The organism is Dorea sp. D27, from assembly GCF_001185345.1.
Classification (GTDB): Bacteria; Bacillota; Clostridia; order Lachnospirales; family Lachnospiraceae; genus Extibacter.
This window is the reverse complement of the sequence record NZ_KQ236745.1, coordinates 287,493-302,838: the sequence shown is the minus strand read 5'-3', so window position 1 is coordinate 302,838 and position 15,346 is coordinate 287,493. Positions and strand designations below refer to the sequence as shown.

The 15,346-nt window shown below is 42.0% G+C and carries 11 protein-coding genes; all 11 read right to left on the bottom strand.

Going from position 1 to position 15,346, the window contains the following annotated elements:
* Nucleotides 1-32 precede the first annotated feature (32 nt).
* The gene (locus tag HMPREF0980_RS12635; RefSeq protein WP_049729454.1) at nt 33-1,352 is read right to left on the bottom strand and encodes a hypothetical protein; all 1,320 of its coding nucleotides are present in this window, start codon (nt 1,350-1,352) and stop codon (nt 33-35) included.
* 16 nt (nt 1,353-1,368) lie between these two features.
* Nucleotides 1,369-2,517 (bottom strand): glycosyltransferase, encoded by a 1,149-nt coding sequence (locus HMPREF0980_RS12630; protein ID WP_049729453.1) that lies wholly within the window; start codon nt 2,515-2,517, stop codon nt 1,369-1,371.
* 30 nt (nt 2,518-2,547) lie between these two features.
* Nucleotides 2,548-3,663, bottom strand: a complete 1,116-nt coding sequence (locus HMPREF0980_RS12625; protein WP_049729452.1) for an N-acetyl sugar amidotransferase — start codon at nt 3,661-3,663, stop codon at nt 2,548-2,550.
* The gene (locus HMPREF0980_RS12620; protein ID WP_049729451.1) at nt 3,656-4,432 is read right to left on the bottom strand and encodes an AglZ/HisF2 family acetamidino modification protein; all 777 of its coding nucleotides are present in this window, start codon (nt 4,430-4,432) and stop codon (nt 3,656-3,658) included. Before HMPREF0980_RS12620 ends, HMPREF0980_RS12625 begins: the two co-directional genes overlap by 8 nt.
* Nucleotides 4,433-4,434: 2 nt before the next feature.
* The gene (gene hisH, locus HMPREF0980_RS12615) at nt 4,435-5,049 is read right to left on the bottom strand and encodes an imidazole glycerol phosphate synthase subunit HisH (protein ID WP_049729450.1); all 615 of its coding nucleotides are present in this window, start codon (nt 5,047-5,049) and stop codon (nt 4,435-4,437) included.
* A gap of 17 nt (nt 5,050-5,066) precedes the next feature.
* Entirely contained in the window at nt 5,067-6,170 is a 1,104-nt protein-coding gene (locus HMPREF0980_RS12610) for a glycosyltransferase family 4 protein (RefSeq protein WP_049729449.1), read from the bottom strand.
* Nucleotides 6,171-6,335: 165 nt separating this feature from the next.
* Nucleotides 6,336-8,765: a L,D-transpeptidase family protein gene (locus HMPREF0980_RS12605; protein WP_049729448.1), complete on the bottom strand. Its 2,430-nt coding sequence runs from the start codon at nt 8,763-8,765 to the stop codon at nt 6,336-6,338.
* Nucleotides 8,766-8,797: 32 nt separating this feature from the next.
* Nucleotides 8,798-9,721, bottom strand: coding sequence for a sugar phosphate nucleotidyltransferase (locus HMPREF0980_RS12600; RefSeq protein ID WP_049729447.1), 924 nt, complete (start codon nt 9,719-9,721; stop codon nt 8,798-8,800).
* A 20-nt stretch (nt 9,722-9,741) separates the two neighbouring features.
* The gene (locus HMPREF0980_RS12595; protein WP_049729446.1) at nt 9,742-10,959 is read right to left on the bottom strand and encodes an LCP family protein; all 1,218 of its coding nucleotides are present in this window, start codon (nt 10,957-10,959) and stop codon (nt 9,742-9,744) included.
* A gap of 117 nt (nt 10,960-11,076) precedes the next feature.
* The gene (locus HMPREF0980_RS12590; protein ID WP_049729445.1) at nt 11,077-14,079 is read right to left on the bottom strand and encodes a glucosaminidase domain-containing protein; all 3,003 of its coding nucleotides are present in this window, start codon (nt 14,077-14,079) and stop codon (nt 11,077-11,079) included.
* Between the two features lie 102 nt (nt 14,080-14,181).
* Nucleotides 14,182-15,234, bottom strand: a complete 1,053-nt coding sequence (locus HMPREF0980_RS18685; RefSeq protein WP_084002764.1) for a zinc ribbon domain-containing protein — start codon at nt 15,232-15,234, stop codon at nt 14,182-14,184.
* Nucleotides 15,235-15,346 lie beyond the last annotated feature (112 nt).

Here is a 15,346-nt window from a genome sequence, read left to right as displayed (position 1 = left end):
GTTTCTCTCCTAACTATTTTTATTTTCAACTATTAACTGTTATCTTTTTTCCTGTCAAATTTTATCTTTTTAAAATCATCTTCTTTATTATAGAACAAACAAAGAAAAATTAAAACTGTAAGTGGGCCAAAGAGTATCGAATCTATAATACCTCCATCATTTAATATAAATATCGCAAAAAAACTGATTCCTAACGCAAATGAGTATCCGTTCCATTTTGCAAACTCATCAATCACAAGGATTAGCAGCGCAAATAGTATACCTACCAACAGGATACCGAAAAGCCCAAATCTATAATACCCCTCTGCCCAAAAGCCTGTATTAGAATTCATCTCCGGTTTATTAAAATACTCCTTAGATATAATAATACCAATACGTTCTTTATACGGAAATTCTATGCCCAGGAACTTCCCCCACAACGTCCCTGCAAGACCTATCAATGTATGGGTTGAGAAATAATCATAATATATAAATTTTAAGTTTGCCGACAGAATAAGCACTCTTCTGACGAACAAATCATAAAGCTGATAGAAGAAATTCAATTTGAACCCAAGTGATGTTACTAATACAGTACCCATTGACAGTCCACAAAATGCCAGCTTATTAAAACTTTTTAAGTTAGAAACAATCGCAATTCCTACAACAAGCGGTATGACAAACAATATACTTTTCTGCGCCGCATATAAATAAGCCAGGAATTGTAAACCGCATAGTGTAATCACAGTTACATACTTTTTTCTGTCTATTGCTCTGACAATAAGAAACGGTGTTATTATCGTATACTGCCAGTTAAACAGATAACCTACATACTTGTTTAATTGGAAGTCGCTTCTTACAGAATATACTTCATATATATCAAGTGCTTTTAAACTAAACATTCCATTTTGCAGTACGATTGTAATATATACGATAATAGTTATAATATAGAATGCTATAATGATAATCTTACTCGCCAGATTTATTTTTGGTATGACTATATCCTTTCCCATCCAGACGACAATTTCCGCCACGGCAAAACCGGAGCAGACAGCTGTATAGTACAAGATGTTTTCATTACTGAATGCAAAGATAACCGTAATTGGTATAATAGCCATAAAATATTCAAGTTCCAAAAAAAAGACAGACGGTTTTCTTATATCATGTCTAATCATGGCAAAAAGCAAAAAACACCAGATAAAGCCTAATAAATATTTCCCCAGATTAAAGTCATATCTATATACTCCCAGGCCCCAGTATGCCTTTGACAGCAAAAACCAAAAACCCAATTCCAAGGCTAGTTTATATATCAGCATTATTATCAGCAATATCATACTATTTGTCAAGTTTTTATTTCTCTGCTGCTTCTGACACACATTCACTGCCTCCAGTCTATATTAGGATTTTTAAATATTCTTGAACAACCTTGTTCCAGGTATACTCTCCCTTTAGATTCTGCACACCCTTCTGTTTCTCCAGAAGCAGCTCTTTCTTTTCAACTATCTCTGATAACAGTGCTCTTAAGCTATCAACATTATAGTCAAATACAAATCCACAGCCGTTAGATATTACGAACCTCTCCGGCGCCATCCCTTTGCACAAGATAACCGGGATTCCCGTGGCAATGGCTTCATACAGCTTAATCGGATATGCCGCCCTCCAGTTTGGTACTTCAATATTGTATGCGCAGTAAATAATATCCGTATCTGCAAACAGCTTTTCCGTATCCTCCGCGTAATTATAATAACCTGTTATGTCAACGTTCTTATAAGCGTGTTCAATGCTCTTTAATTCTTCATAAGCCTCGCCCATTCCATGAATCCCAATTTTAATGCCTTTCAGCCCTTGCGCTGCATCCATCAGCATTTTAAGCGACTTCACATCTCTTACGGAACCAATATAATTAATCCGGATCATAACGCTTTCTTTATGAACGATCTTGCTATAAATCTCTTCCTTAGGATAATTGGGTATATATATTACTTTATTTCTATTCTTTTCAGATGTATACTCCATTTGTTTGGGTACAACATGTACGAGAAAATCGCTGCGGTTCTGAACGTAGCCGCTTACCAGTTTGATAACCCGGTTCTTCAATGCCCGTGTACTTTGTCCCTCGTACATTTCCCTCATTACAAATACAATATTATCAACTTTTTTTCTGCCGGCCCATACTCCCGCCAAGGCCATCTCAATATTATGGCAGATAAGGCTGTCAGGTTTTTCACTTTTCAAATACTTCCTCAGCCATAATATAAAGCGTACATACCATCCAAAATAGACTACCTTTTTTAATCCGTTTCCTATTCTGCTTTTAGAAAGTCTGGATATCAGTCTGTCATCTTTACATATGAAATGCAGGGTATTTATATCTGCTATTTTATTTGCAGCTACTTTATTTCCCGCCACTTTCCTCTCCATAAGGATTGTCTCCACATTGCAGTCATGCGCCTTAAAAAAACGAGCCTCTTCCATAGGGCGGTTTTCATAATATTGTATTGTCTCGTATGGATTGATTGCCAATATTTTTATATTCTTCATCACTTATCTTCCTGAATCTTCCAATAACGATTAACCTTTTAACACTTTAATCTTCCTCTTTACCATACGGAGGAATGCCAGCATTTTTTTCCTGGAGTGATACATATCCTCCGTCTTCTTTACACCCTTCATTATACCTTCCCACTCGGAATCAGAAATATCAAGCTTTTTAAGTATGTATTCCTTATCCTCCATCATCTGGGCTTCTGTATAATCCGAATCATCCTTCATCGCTTCCAGTGCTTCTTCTCTCGTCATCTCACCACCTAATACCAGACTAGACAGATGAGAACGCTTTTTATCGTAGCCAAATCTCTGAGGCAGAAAATACCCCTGAAAGAATTTGGTGAATCTGGATTCATAATGCTTTCCACCATAATACTCCCAGCCGAACTCTCTCTCCAGTGTTTCCATTGCCTCTTTTTTAGAGTAAGGCACGTAATTGAGCAAATCTACTCTGACAATTTCAGACTGGTACTTTAGATACTTCAGTACTCCAAAATGAGGATATTTCTTTAAGCTCTTTCCCCGTCCGTATTTCTTATATACGCTCTTTATGTTGGCGTAATCTGTTGCTGTATATCCCCATGCTACAGGTGAAACGCCTTCCGTAGCAACATTGCTCCCGTTCAGCATATATTTTACATGACACTTGGAAGCATAGTTATACATAGCTGCAAGAAAAACATGGTCTTGAGGTACATCCAGATTAGCCAGGCCGGAAAACATGTATGCTCTTTGCAGCTCCTTCATAGTCGGCCAATCGATAACTACAGTGTGCAGATCTATTTTCAATTTTTCGCACATCTTTTTAATATTCTTTACGGCAACATCGCTGTTCCATCCCGCGTCAACATGGACAGCAAGCACCCGAAGATTCAGTTTTTTAGTGAGATAAGCCATATATGCACTGTCTACGCCGCCTGAGATTCCCAGTATACAGTCATATTCCTTTCCCTGACCGTCTTTTTTCATCTGGGCAACTAACCTCTTCAGCTTTTCATCGCTGCTCCCCTCACGATATCCATATAGTTCCTCGTTAGCATCAAAACGATGGCAATGATTACATACTCCATTGTCATCAAAATAAATCTTTGGATCTGATGTGTCCATTATACACCTTGTACAAATCTGATATTTACTCATCACAATAAACTCCTTCTCTATATAATTCACTTTCTTCGGGTACATTAATCAGCACTGCTTTTTTTCTGCCGAAATATACAAACATACTGCCGGCTGATACTGCATGGGCACCACCCTTCTCCAAGGCTAGCTTTAAGTCGGGCACCCCCCCTGCACCGCCGCAGGCAACTACAGGAATATTTACCGACTCAGTGACTTGGCGAATCAAATCGATGTCATACCCCTGCATCATCCCATCATTATCAATAGAATTAATAATTATCTCACCAGCACCTGATTCTTCATAATGCTTTGCCAGCTTTGCAGGAGACACTTTTATCTTTGTGTTCCCTCCGTCTATAAAGCATGAGTATTTTCCAAATAACTCTCTCTTTGCATCTATTGACGCCACAACACTTTGGCTCCCCGCATATTCCACCGCCTTCTTCAACAATGAGTCATCTTTGTTTATTGCGGAATTAATAATAACTTTTTCAAAACCAATAGCAAACAATTCTTTAATCTGATTCAGTTCCGTAATACCACCTCCATAACTTAATGGCATAAATGCTTCAGAGGCTATATTCTTAAGATAGTCAAAATCCGGGCTGCCACTGCTTTTCGCAGCCCCAATATCAAGCAGGCATAATTCATCCACGCCTTTTTCATTAAATATACGTACTGCATTAATCGGATCGCCCAGATAATTTGGATTCTTAAATTTTGTCGTCTTTACTAATCCCTGCTCCTGTAGCAGAAGACAGGGAATTACTCTCGGTCTATTATACATTGTCAACACTCTTTCGAAAAATTTTCTAATAATTTCATTCCGAAGTTATGGCTCTTTTCAGGATGGAATTGTGTTCCATAAATATTGCCATTGATTACTGCTGCTGCAAATTCATATCCGTAATCACATGTCATCAGCACATTCTCTCTAGAATCACAGACAGCATGATATGAGTGTACAAAATAGTATCTTTGCTTTTCCTCAATATCCTTCACCAGATTATTTTCTCTGTTAATTATATCAACATAATTCCAGCCCATATGCGGAACTTTCAAGCCATCATCCGCAAAGCTGAATCTTTTATTATCAAACGGAATTAAATCCAATCCTTTTTCTTTGCCCTCTTCGCTCTTTCTTCCTAACATCTGCATTCCCAGGCATATGCCAAGTATCGGTTTTTTATTATCACATACCTGTTCAATTATTACCTTATCAAACTCTTTTTCACGCAGGCATCTCATACCATTGTCAAAAGAACCTACACCTGGAAGAATAAGCTTATCAGCTTGTTCTATTTCTTTAATGCTGTCAGCTATCACCGTTTCCGCACCAATTTTATTTAACATGTTTTTTATGGAACCTAGATTACCTATTCCATAATCAAGTATTGCAATCATGCTGCCCTCTCCTCTGTTTACCTTGCTAATCGCGAATATATATCAACCAATTTCTTTTCTTCTATCCCCCAGTTATATTCTCTGCAGATTGCCTCACGTCCATTCTTGCCTAATTCATATGACATTTCTCTATCCGCAAGCAGTTTATTTACTGCATCCTCTATTTCTTTTACATTTTCGGGATCAGTTGAGATACCACATTCACTGCATTTGATAATGTCCTTCCACAGCTTAAAATCAGACGCTATAATCGGTATTCCCGCTGCCATATATTCAAACATTTTAATAGGAAGCGCCTTTCTGTGGTTAGGCGTGTTTTTCAAAATAACCAGACCAATCAGGCTTCTATTATATAAGTCATTTATCTCGGAACGGCTTAGATATCCAAGTAGCTTTACTTTTTTCCATCCCGGCAGCCGCTCAAGCTCTTTTTTATACTCCTGATTTATGGCTCCCGCAATCTGAAGCTCTGCATCAATATGCTCCATCAGCTTTACCAGTTGCGTAATGCCCCTCTGCTCCGTTATTCCACCTGCATAGCACAAGATTCTATCACGCTTTGTATAATCATCATTTTTACATTGAATATCAGATAACAGGGGATAGTTCTTGATAGATCCTGCCTTACATCCATATTTTCTAAAAATATCAGCAATATGATCTGTCGCCGTTACAATGTAGTCTAGTTTCCTTGCAATCCGTTTCTCATAATGTTCATATGTTTTTGATACAAAAGTCCTCATCTTCAACGGTATCCAGGTCTTCGCCAATATTTGCCTGGGCACATCCTCATGACTATCATATACAACTATCTTATTTTTCTTTTTAAGTTTTAACGCATATGGAAGCAATTCCGGATCATGAAAATGATATATATCCGCATTAGCAGCCAGTGCCTCCTTGTACACAAGTCGGGTCATAAATAACATGCGGTATAAACGGCTGCCAGACTTTCTCGTAACCCCTTTGACTTTTACATTATCCCTGTCAAATGATTTTCCTGGTACTACTAGAATAGTATCATACCCTGCTTTTGCCAGTGATACACACTCTTTATGAAAAATCCTTACATCCCTGCTGTCATGTGCGCTTGTCATATGGCAGACCCGTTTAACACCCATTCGTTTATGCCTCCTAATACCGCTGAATATTTCAAATTGTTACATTTTTTTACACTTGTTACATAATAACAAATTTTTTCCTCAAATACAATCTTTATGTGATACTTAATAGATTTTGCACAAAAGGGAGAGATACAGCTCCGCACCCTCCCCCATAGTTTTTATTTAATATACAACAACTGTTGTACCTTTCGGTATATTATCATATATCCATTTTGCATTAGGAATCTGAAGCCTTACACATCCGTGAGATAATGCCATACCTACGCGCCCGTCCATAATGCTTCCATCTTTATAGCACAAAACTGTATGGAAAAGATAATTGCCATAAAACTGGGTATACCAGAAGCACCTTGCAGAACCCGAATCAAAATAATACCCTTTCATCCCTACCTTGAATATTCCTCCTACCGTAGGCGTAGACGGAGCTCCATCTGCACAGTCCCAATAGTACAGATTGTTCCATAGGCCCTTGCCCCCTTTGAACACACCAACTTTGTGGGAGGCCCTGTCAACCATTATCAGATATGGGGTGGTGCTGGAGTATCCCTGGGCCATGCTGTACATACGTGCCATACGGGTAGGCACTGCGACACCATTGGCACCGATTTGATAACCGTTGATCGTCGTATTTCTCGCCATTATCTTAGAATCAGGATAAAAGTAGTACAGCTTTCCGCCAATGGTATAGAAGCCGCTGACCATATGTCCCTTAGAATTAGCATAATATTGCGTGGAACCAAAAGATACCCACTGATTCTTGTATGGGAAGCCGGTAGCCGGATTGAAATAATATTTGTTCCCCTTATATTCTCCCCATCCGCTCTTTTTTATCATTGCACCCTTCTGATCAAAAGAGTAAGCAACTCCATCTATAGCATAATTTCCTTTGACCACTACATATGCTGAGTTGCAGAAATAATTATTGCTGTCTGCGTAAAGCCAGCCTTTCCTAAGACTTCCGTCTTCCATTGCAAAGTAAGTGTTTCCATTTACCGTTATCCATCTCGACTGTCGAATGCCTTCAGCATTAAAGTAATACCTCTTCCCACTTACAGTCTGAAATCCCTTCAGGACCGCTCCGTCAGCTCCGCAGAAATAATAGTTTCCTCCCGTATACAGCCAGCCGTTTACACGAAGACTTCCGTCCTCCATTCCAAAGTATTTTTTACCATTTAAATCTATCCAGCTCCTCTGGCGGATTCCATCCGTGCCTAAATAGTATCTTTTCCCACTTATTGTCTGGAAATTCTTCAGGACTGCTCCGTCTCCTCCGCAGAAATAATAGTTTCCTCCCGTATACAGCCAGCCGTTTACACGAAGACTTCCATCCTCCATTCCAAAGTATCTTTTCCCGCCTAAATCTATCCACCCCGTCTGGCGGATTCCATCCGTACCGAGATAATATCTTTTCCCGCTTATTGTCTGGAAATTCTTCAGGACTGCTCCGTCTCCTCCGCAAAAATAGTAACTGCCTCCTGTATACAGCCAGCCGTTTACACGAAAGCTTCCATCGTCCATAGCAAAGTATTTCTTGCCATTATAATCAACCCATCGCGTCTGTCGTACCCCATCTGCATCAAAGCAATACCTTTTTCCGCTTATTACCTGCAGTCCCGAGAGCACTGCACCGTCATTGCCACAGAAGTAATAATTGCCGTCAGCATACAGCCAGCCACTTGTATGTATACTTCCATCATCCATGGCAAAGTACTTCTTGCCATTGCTATCAACCCATCGCGTCTGTCGTACTCCATCTGTATCAAAAAAATACTTTTTCCCACTTATTGTCTGTAAGCCTGAAAAAACAGCCCCATCTTTTCCGCAGAAATAATAATTACCGTCAGCATACAGCCAGCCACTTGTATGTATGCTTCCATCATCCATGGCAAAGTATTTCTTGCCGTGATAATCAATCCATCGCGTCTGAAGAATACCCGACTCGTTAAAATAGTATAATTTTCCTTCAATTGATTTCATCCCGGTTACTGCTAAGCCCGAATCATCAATATATTTCCTGCCTGCATCCGTATCCTGCCAGCCAGTAAGGATATCATCTGCAATCTCTGCTGGTTTATCTGCCTCAGAATTATTATATGCAGCTATATCTTCACTTGAATTACCCTCAGATTTCTGGACTTTATTATCGTCTTCCTTATTATTGCCCTGATCCTCGATTTCTGTATCGTGGCTGTTATCGCCCGCTATCTCCTTAAAATTTCCTTCATTATCAAATTCATAAGTTCTATCGCTGATAGTCTTTGTTACATTCTCATATCGAAAACCAGTATCCAAATCAAAATAATATACTGCATCTTCGATTTCCTGCCAGCCGGCTTGAGCATATCCCTCTTCGCTAAAATAGAATGTTTGATTTCCAATTCTATATAGTCCTGTTGCTTTTTCACCGTTTTCATCTATATATGTTCCGGTGCCTGCCGCAATATCACCTTGCCAGCCGACTGTTCCAATCTCAGTTGAATTCTCAGTCTCCGTGTCCGCAGCTGGTTCTTCTGCTATAACTGAGACAGACATGCTGCATACACATGTTATCACAAGAAGAACAGACATTACTTTTCTAAATATTTTTTTCATCGTTTCCCTCCTCAAGATTAATAATCAATTACCTATGAATTATATAGCCTCTCTGGATAAATGCCAACAGCAACCAGTTTTTGAATTGCCGCTACTACCGTCTCTTTATCTTCCTTGTATGTTACTCCGAACCATTCATCTGATGACTGCAAGACTTCAACTTCTATTTTGTTTTGACCTATCTGTTCCCCTATTATCGTTGGAAGAAGATATTCTCCATTCATATCATTTTCTTCCAGGGCATTCAAGAAATTTGTAAAGCCGTCCTCAAGTGTTTGGAAAAAATCAGGAAAACCTCCCCACATATTCATAGATACTATGGAATCTAAATCGATTTCCCTTTCATGACCACACTCGGCAACTATCGCCTTATCCCCCCTTCTTTCTATATTATGAGTCTCTACGATGCCTTCGAGAAGACCATTCGTACCCACAGTGCATATTCCCCTCGTTACACCCCCATTGTCACTTAATGTATTCTTTAATATAAAACCTATCATGCACATCTGTTTCTTATCCTTACCTTTTTGAGCATTGGATAGATAAGCGTAGGACTTTTTAAATGCTTCTTTACCATAATAATCGTCCGCATTGATAACTGCAAACGGTCCATCCACAAAGTCTCTGCAACATAAGATGGCCTGTCCAGTTCCCCACGGTTTCTTTCTGTATTTCAACTTGTGTTTGTATGCCGACGGAATATCATTCAATTCCTGATAGGCATAATCAACATCTACAATTTTCTCTATCCTGCTGCCCACAATACGTTTAAATTCCTTTTCCAAATCCTTCCTGATTACAAATACTATCCTATCAAAACCAGCATCCAATGCATCATAGATAGAATAATCCATAATAATCTCTCCATCTGGTCCGATTGATTCCAACTGCTTTATACCGTCACCGAAACGGCTTCCTATGCCTGCCGCCATAATTATTAACGTTGTTTTGTCCATCAATGCATCCTCCTGCCATGTCACTTTGATACTGCATGGATCTTATTTTTAATTTCTTCTATCTTGCTCCAGTCCGGAACCGTTACAAATAAAGGTCCTCCATCGTAAGAATAGCACCACTGCTTACCGGAATCATCTCCTGTTGCTGCCACCGACTCTATATCCCATCCCTTTCCATCATTTAACTGCATTTTAATCAAAGCCTTTATCTGCTTCTCAGACATGTTCGTCTCCGAGTTCCCCGATACACTGTTAATCATTCCATTGGCCCGAAATACAATCATTGGCGACATTGTCTTTTTAATCAACGCGGTCAGCAGCGCCTGCTGATTCTTACCCCGTTGATTATCACCGGTCGGCAGGTTCTGCCTCTCTCTTACAAAAGCCAATGCCTCTTTTCCGTTAAAGTGATTATCTCCATCCTTCACATCCATCACAAGGCCCGAGTCCTCGCTCGTCGTAAAAGCAAGCTCAGATTCCACGTCCACACCTCCCATCACATCCACAATCTCTTCCACAGATGTAAAATTTACCCTTACATAAAATGGAATCTCTGTGTCATACAGATTCTCCAGCGTCGCAATAGATGTATCTATCCCATAGATGCCTGCGTGCGTAAGCTTGTCACTCGCGTCCCCGGAGACCCCCGGAATCCTCACATAATAATCCCTGGGCGTCGTCGTGATGAGCACTTTGTGTGTCTTAGGATTCACCGTCGCTATCAGGTTCACGTCACTTCTGCTGTTCTGCGTGATATCACCATACACGTCAATACCGCTTATATAGACGCTGAAAGGTCGTTCTGTCACATCAATCCCATGTTCTTCACCATACTTTCCGCTCTCTTCACCAGTTGCAATCTTATCCAGCGCAGCATTTCCCTTCAACGCATAGAATCCGGCCACGGCAAACACCACGCTTGCGCAGATACATAGCCCTTTGCCGGACCTTTTCTTCTTACGGCTCCTACAGGCCCTCTTCTGCATATACCGCGTCAGTATCAATAGTACAATAACAATGAAGGCAAGCAATATAAGATATTTGAAAGGAATGATGCCAAGTATCAGAACCGCCACGAGAAAAAAGGCAGAAGCAAGCACTTGAATGAGCCATAGAAATCTGCTGGCTATACCCGGCTTTCTTTTTTTGTTATTCTTCCTGGGTCGCTCTTCTCTTGACCCGGTCTCTTCGTTCCATTTATGTGATTTGATAATCTTCAGCTGTTCTCTGTATTCCATGAATTCTGACTTCCCTTACAATTATTACATCCAACGCAAACACTTACGTAACCCATTATAAACTAATCTACTTTTTATAGCAACAAAACAGGGCAGGATTCCTCCTGCCCTGAAGCCTTATTTTTTTATTAATTTCCGAAATCTGATAGCAAACGCGGCAGCCAGCGCCGAAAGCAGCAGCAACAGTCCCCAAATTACTATTCGAGATTCGTCTGCCGTCTTGGATGCCTTTGTCTTATCTTCTTTGTCCGACACTTTTACCTGGGCGGACGCTTTTGATGTCTTATCAACCGTCTCACCCGAGGCCGCTTTTGCATCTGCGTCTGAACTTTGCGTCGACGGGCTGCCTCCATTCTGGCCTGATACAGGCCCGGAACCTTCCGGACTCCCTGCTGGCGGTGTACTTACTGTACCAGAAGATGGGTTCGAGCTGCCAAGCAGATTGTTGCTTCCATCCTGCACTCCTCCGTCAATATCAGGAGGAAGTACATCATTGTCAGGCCCGCTGTCAGATGGGCCTTGTTGGTTCCCGTCATCAATCGTATTTGCTCCTGCATCATTCAGTGCAATGACGTACGGCGAGAAGCCGGTGACCTCAATCGTTACAGTACCATCCGTTACAGTTGCATGATACGTTTCGAGATATGTCCTGCCATCCTTCTCCGCATAATGGAGCACCACCGCTTCCTTACCATTATGCTCTGTATCGACGTTGAAGCCGAGCTGTACTACTTCATCTTTTCCCAAGTCCTTATCAAGGCTGATATCATAAACGCCAAGGATGGTGTGGGTCTTTACAGGCTCTGTCAGCGTGCTGTAATTATCACTGCCTTTATCAATGACCTCTACCTTAAGAGATGCATCAGCAGGGATAGTTCCGCTTACCTTGATGCCATTCTGCTCATTTTTCACTTCAACCGTATTATCAGCATCGTTTCCAGAACCATTATTCTGTGACGAATCCGGACCCGGTTCTGCTTCTGGTCCATCTCCGTCCGGAGCATCCGCATCCGGTATATCTGCGTCTGGCTTACTGTTGTCCGGCTGCCCATTATCTGGTACATCTACATCCGGCGTCTCTGTATCCGGACCTGATACTTCGTCTTTTAACACCTTCACTGTCGCTTCCGCATACTTGGACGTATCGACCGTCGTCGCGGCCCTGACCGTCAGGCTCTCCGCCGTCTCGTCTGTGCCTATCTGAAGTTTTCCGGTGCTGTCTATCTTCGTATCAGCACTCTTGGCACCTGTCACGCTCCAGGTCACTGTCTGGGCCGGATTTCCCGTCCCGGCAACCGCCACGCCAAATGTCCTTGAACTACCCGTCTTCATTTCGACTGAAGCCGGATTGATGCTGACTTCTGTCACTGTAGTTTTCTCATTTACCGTAATCTTCTGTGCAGCCGTCTTAGTCACTTGGTCGGCAGTATACTGTATTGTTACACTTGCTGTACCTTTCGCTAAAGCCTCTTTCGGAAAAGTAATGTTCTTCGTCACATCCGACTCCGTGCCATCGCTCCATTTCGCCTTGACAACCATACCGGTGGCGTCGAACTTCTCCCCTTCCGTATATACCGTCTTTGCCGGAGGCGTGCTTATGCTGATTGAGCTGAGCGTCTTTGGCACTGCCGTGTCGCTTCCCTTATTTACAACCGTGACATAATCCGAGGAAATGAATGCATACATATTGTCAAAATTATATTCCCCGACGCCCGCACTCACAGCAGTTCTGCCGGAATTCAGCACCGCGTCACTCTGAATCTTATAAAAAGAGCCCGCCGCCTGTGATTCCTTCAATAATACCGCATAGCTTGTGTAAATTCCTGTTTTATATAATGCGGTGGAAGAAGTACTGTTGGAGCTTCTCACATTCACATTATTGCCGCTTCCGTATAGTGTATCCTTGATTCCTATCGTATATCTCCCAGAATCCTTGCCTCCGCCGGATGCATCCAGCGTATACATGACAGCGGCAGCTTTCTCACCCCAGAATGGATCTGACGCGTACTTGACGTTCATGCCGCTGCCCTTATTGCCAAGGAATCCTCCTCTATATCTGGAATCATTCGGATACACATATCCTCTGGACATCCAGCCGTTGGCAAACTGGCGGATGCACTCATCCACACTGGCGTATTTATCGGCACTTGTTCCGGGCGAACTGTCGACCGCGTTCAACCCGAACAGGTTATTTTTGCTCTGGCAGATGGAACTTATCCCCCATCCGCTTTCATTAGCGGCGATGCCGGCCATGACGAGCGCATTTATGCCATATGTATTCTGCTGGTTGACGAACTGTGTTCCTGTATTCCTCATCTTCGATGAAGAATTAGTTGCCTTTCCATTGATAGCGCTGCTCAACTGTGCCGCACTGTATCCTGTCTTGCTTCTGAGCGGCAGGTACTGGAAATAATTATAATATGGATTGTTCGCATTTACGGAATGGGAGCGTGTATTCTTCTGATAATCCGTAATCATCGTACCATAATTCGTGTAAAAATAATGTCCGTCATAGCTGTAATATGTAGTACCGCCGCTCAGATATGACGGTGCCGGCCCATTGTCCAGCCTGGATGCATATCCCGGCGTCGTCATATCACCCACAACGCCGTGAATCAGTCTGCCTCCTGATACATAGTAGCCGCTGACGACCGCTGTGTCAGAAAGTCTCACCACTTGTACTTCACTTGCCGAGACAAGCCCTATGACACCTGACATCATAAATTTCACTTTGCCGTTCTCCATACCAAGGTATGCCCCGTCAGCTCCATAGGCGCCGTTCGTATAGCCGGCGTTGCCGGACGCTGCCTCTGTATAATTTGTGACCGCATTACCTTTCGTATTGAAATTTACGACAAGTTCATTGGACGCCGACCTGAAATACTGTGCATTTCCGCCATTTTCAAACGTTCCGTCTGAATCGTCCACTTCAAAGACGTTACCGCTTTCATCCATTCCGGTAACTTTCTCGAGACGCTGTGCGTTCTCATCTTTCATTCCCGATACTGCAGACGTCTGCTCCCCTGACGTTCCCTCTGCATTGCTTTCCGTGCCGAACACCATCGTGGTACTCAAGCACAGGAAAAGCGAAAGTATCAGCAACTTTCGTTTTTTCGTCAATATTCTCCCTCCTTAAAACCCTTATTAATTCGTTTTGTAGATACTGATACAGATTAAACATATCATTATTTTACAAATTTTTCAAGTAAATACCATATTTTGCTATTGGTCTATTTTTTCTATCAAAACGCCGGGAATTGTTATCGTCCCACCCATTGTGGACTGATAACTTATCGTCCCCACAGATGTACCATATATAGTGACATGGTCATCCTCCAGCACTCTGCTGGATACCGTATCGGGAGAATAAGAGCCATACATAATTGTATCATAACTGTCATTTACGGCTAGCCTGATCTGGATATCAGATTTCCCTTCCATTACCTGCACCACTTTACCGCTGAATTTGACCTTTTCCCCTTCAAAGTCATCCGGCGTCCTGGCAAGCTGTTCATACGTAATACCGGTTTCGTATCCCTGTGCTTTCTTCGACTCTTCGGCAGCTTTCGCAGCATCAATCTGGCCCTGGCTCTGTTTCGCAAGCTCCTGGGCTTCTTTATCCTCTTGCGTGCCGTTGTATTTCCCATGCAGTTCTGCAGCCGCGGTTATGACTTCATCCCATTTCTGCGCTTCGTATGAGTTCTTAATTGACACAAGCATGGAAGCAGCTCCATTTTTCAGTTCTTCATTTTCGAGTTCAAGTGTATTGATCTTATCCTTCAATGATGTATTTTCCGTGCAGACGGAATTGTATTCTGCAGTCACTTCACTATATCTGCTGTTTGTCTTGGCAAGCTCCCCTTTTACCTGATAATATTTAACCGCATATACAGCAAGTACGATGACCGCAATTCCTAGCGCCAGCTTCAGCCAATGTTTTTTCAAAGTGCTTACGTCAAGCCGTTTTTTTCCACCTCCGGCCGGCGTACTGTCCCCCTCTTCGTCTGGCTTTCCGCTCTCATCACCGGTTTTTCGTGCTTCTGTTTCCTCTTCTGACACTTTCGCCTCTTCTTTTGGCTCGTCTGGTACTTCCTCAATTGCTTCTTCTGATGCTTCCTCCGGTATTTCCTCAGTTACTTCCACTTCCTCAAGATTTTCCTCGGATGCTTTCTCAGGCTCCTGCGCCGTAACGTTACCAGAGCGTACCTCCGTACCACAAGCATCGCATGTTACCGCATTCTCATCCAATTCTTTTCCACATTTTGTACACCACATATCTTTCCCTCCTCATTTAAAAATACTTAGAACGCCTCCCATTTTGTCATAATTTAATATAATTCTATCATATATTCTGACATTTTTCATCATTTCTCGACATATTTCTTCT

Coding starts and splice junctions, on each gene's coding strand:
- hisH (WP_049729450.1), bottom strand. CDS start 5,049: ATGATTGCAATACTTGATTATGGAATAGGTAATCTAGGTTCCATAAAA.
- HMPREF0980_RS12620 (WP_049729451.1), bottom strand. CDS start 4,432: ATGTATAATAGACCGAGAGTAATTCCCTGTCTTCTGCTACAGGAGCAG.
- HMPREF0980_RS12610 (WP_049729449.1), bottom strand. CDS start 6,170: ATGGGTGTTAAACGGGTCTGCCATATGACAAGCGCACATGACAGCAGG.
- HMPREF0980_RS12630 (WP_049729453.1), bottom strand. CDS start 2,517: ATGAAGAATATAAAAATATTGGCAATCAATCCATACGAGACAATACAA.
- HMPREF0980_RS18685 (WP_084002764.1), bottom strand. CDS start 15,234: ATGTGGTGTACAAAATGTGGAAAAGAATTGGATGAGAATGCGGTAACA.
- HMPREF0980_RS12600 (WP_049729447.1), bottom strand. CDS start 9,721: ATGGACAAAACAACGTTAATAATTATGGCGGCAGGCATAGGAAGCCGT.
- HMPREF0980_RS12595 (WP_049729446.1), bottom strand. CDS start 10,959: ATGGAATACAGAGAACAGCTGAAGATTATCAAATCACATAAATGGAAC.
- HMPREF0980_RS12605 (WP_049729448.1), bottom strand. CDS start 8,765: ATGAAAAAAATATTTAGAAAAGTAATGTCTGTTCTTCTTGTGATAACA.
- HMPREF0980_RS12625 (WP_049729452.1), bottom strand. CDS start 3,663: ATGAGTAAATATCAGATTTGTACAAGGTGTATAATGGACACATCAGAT.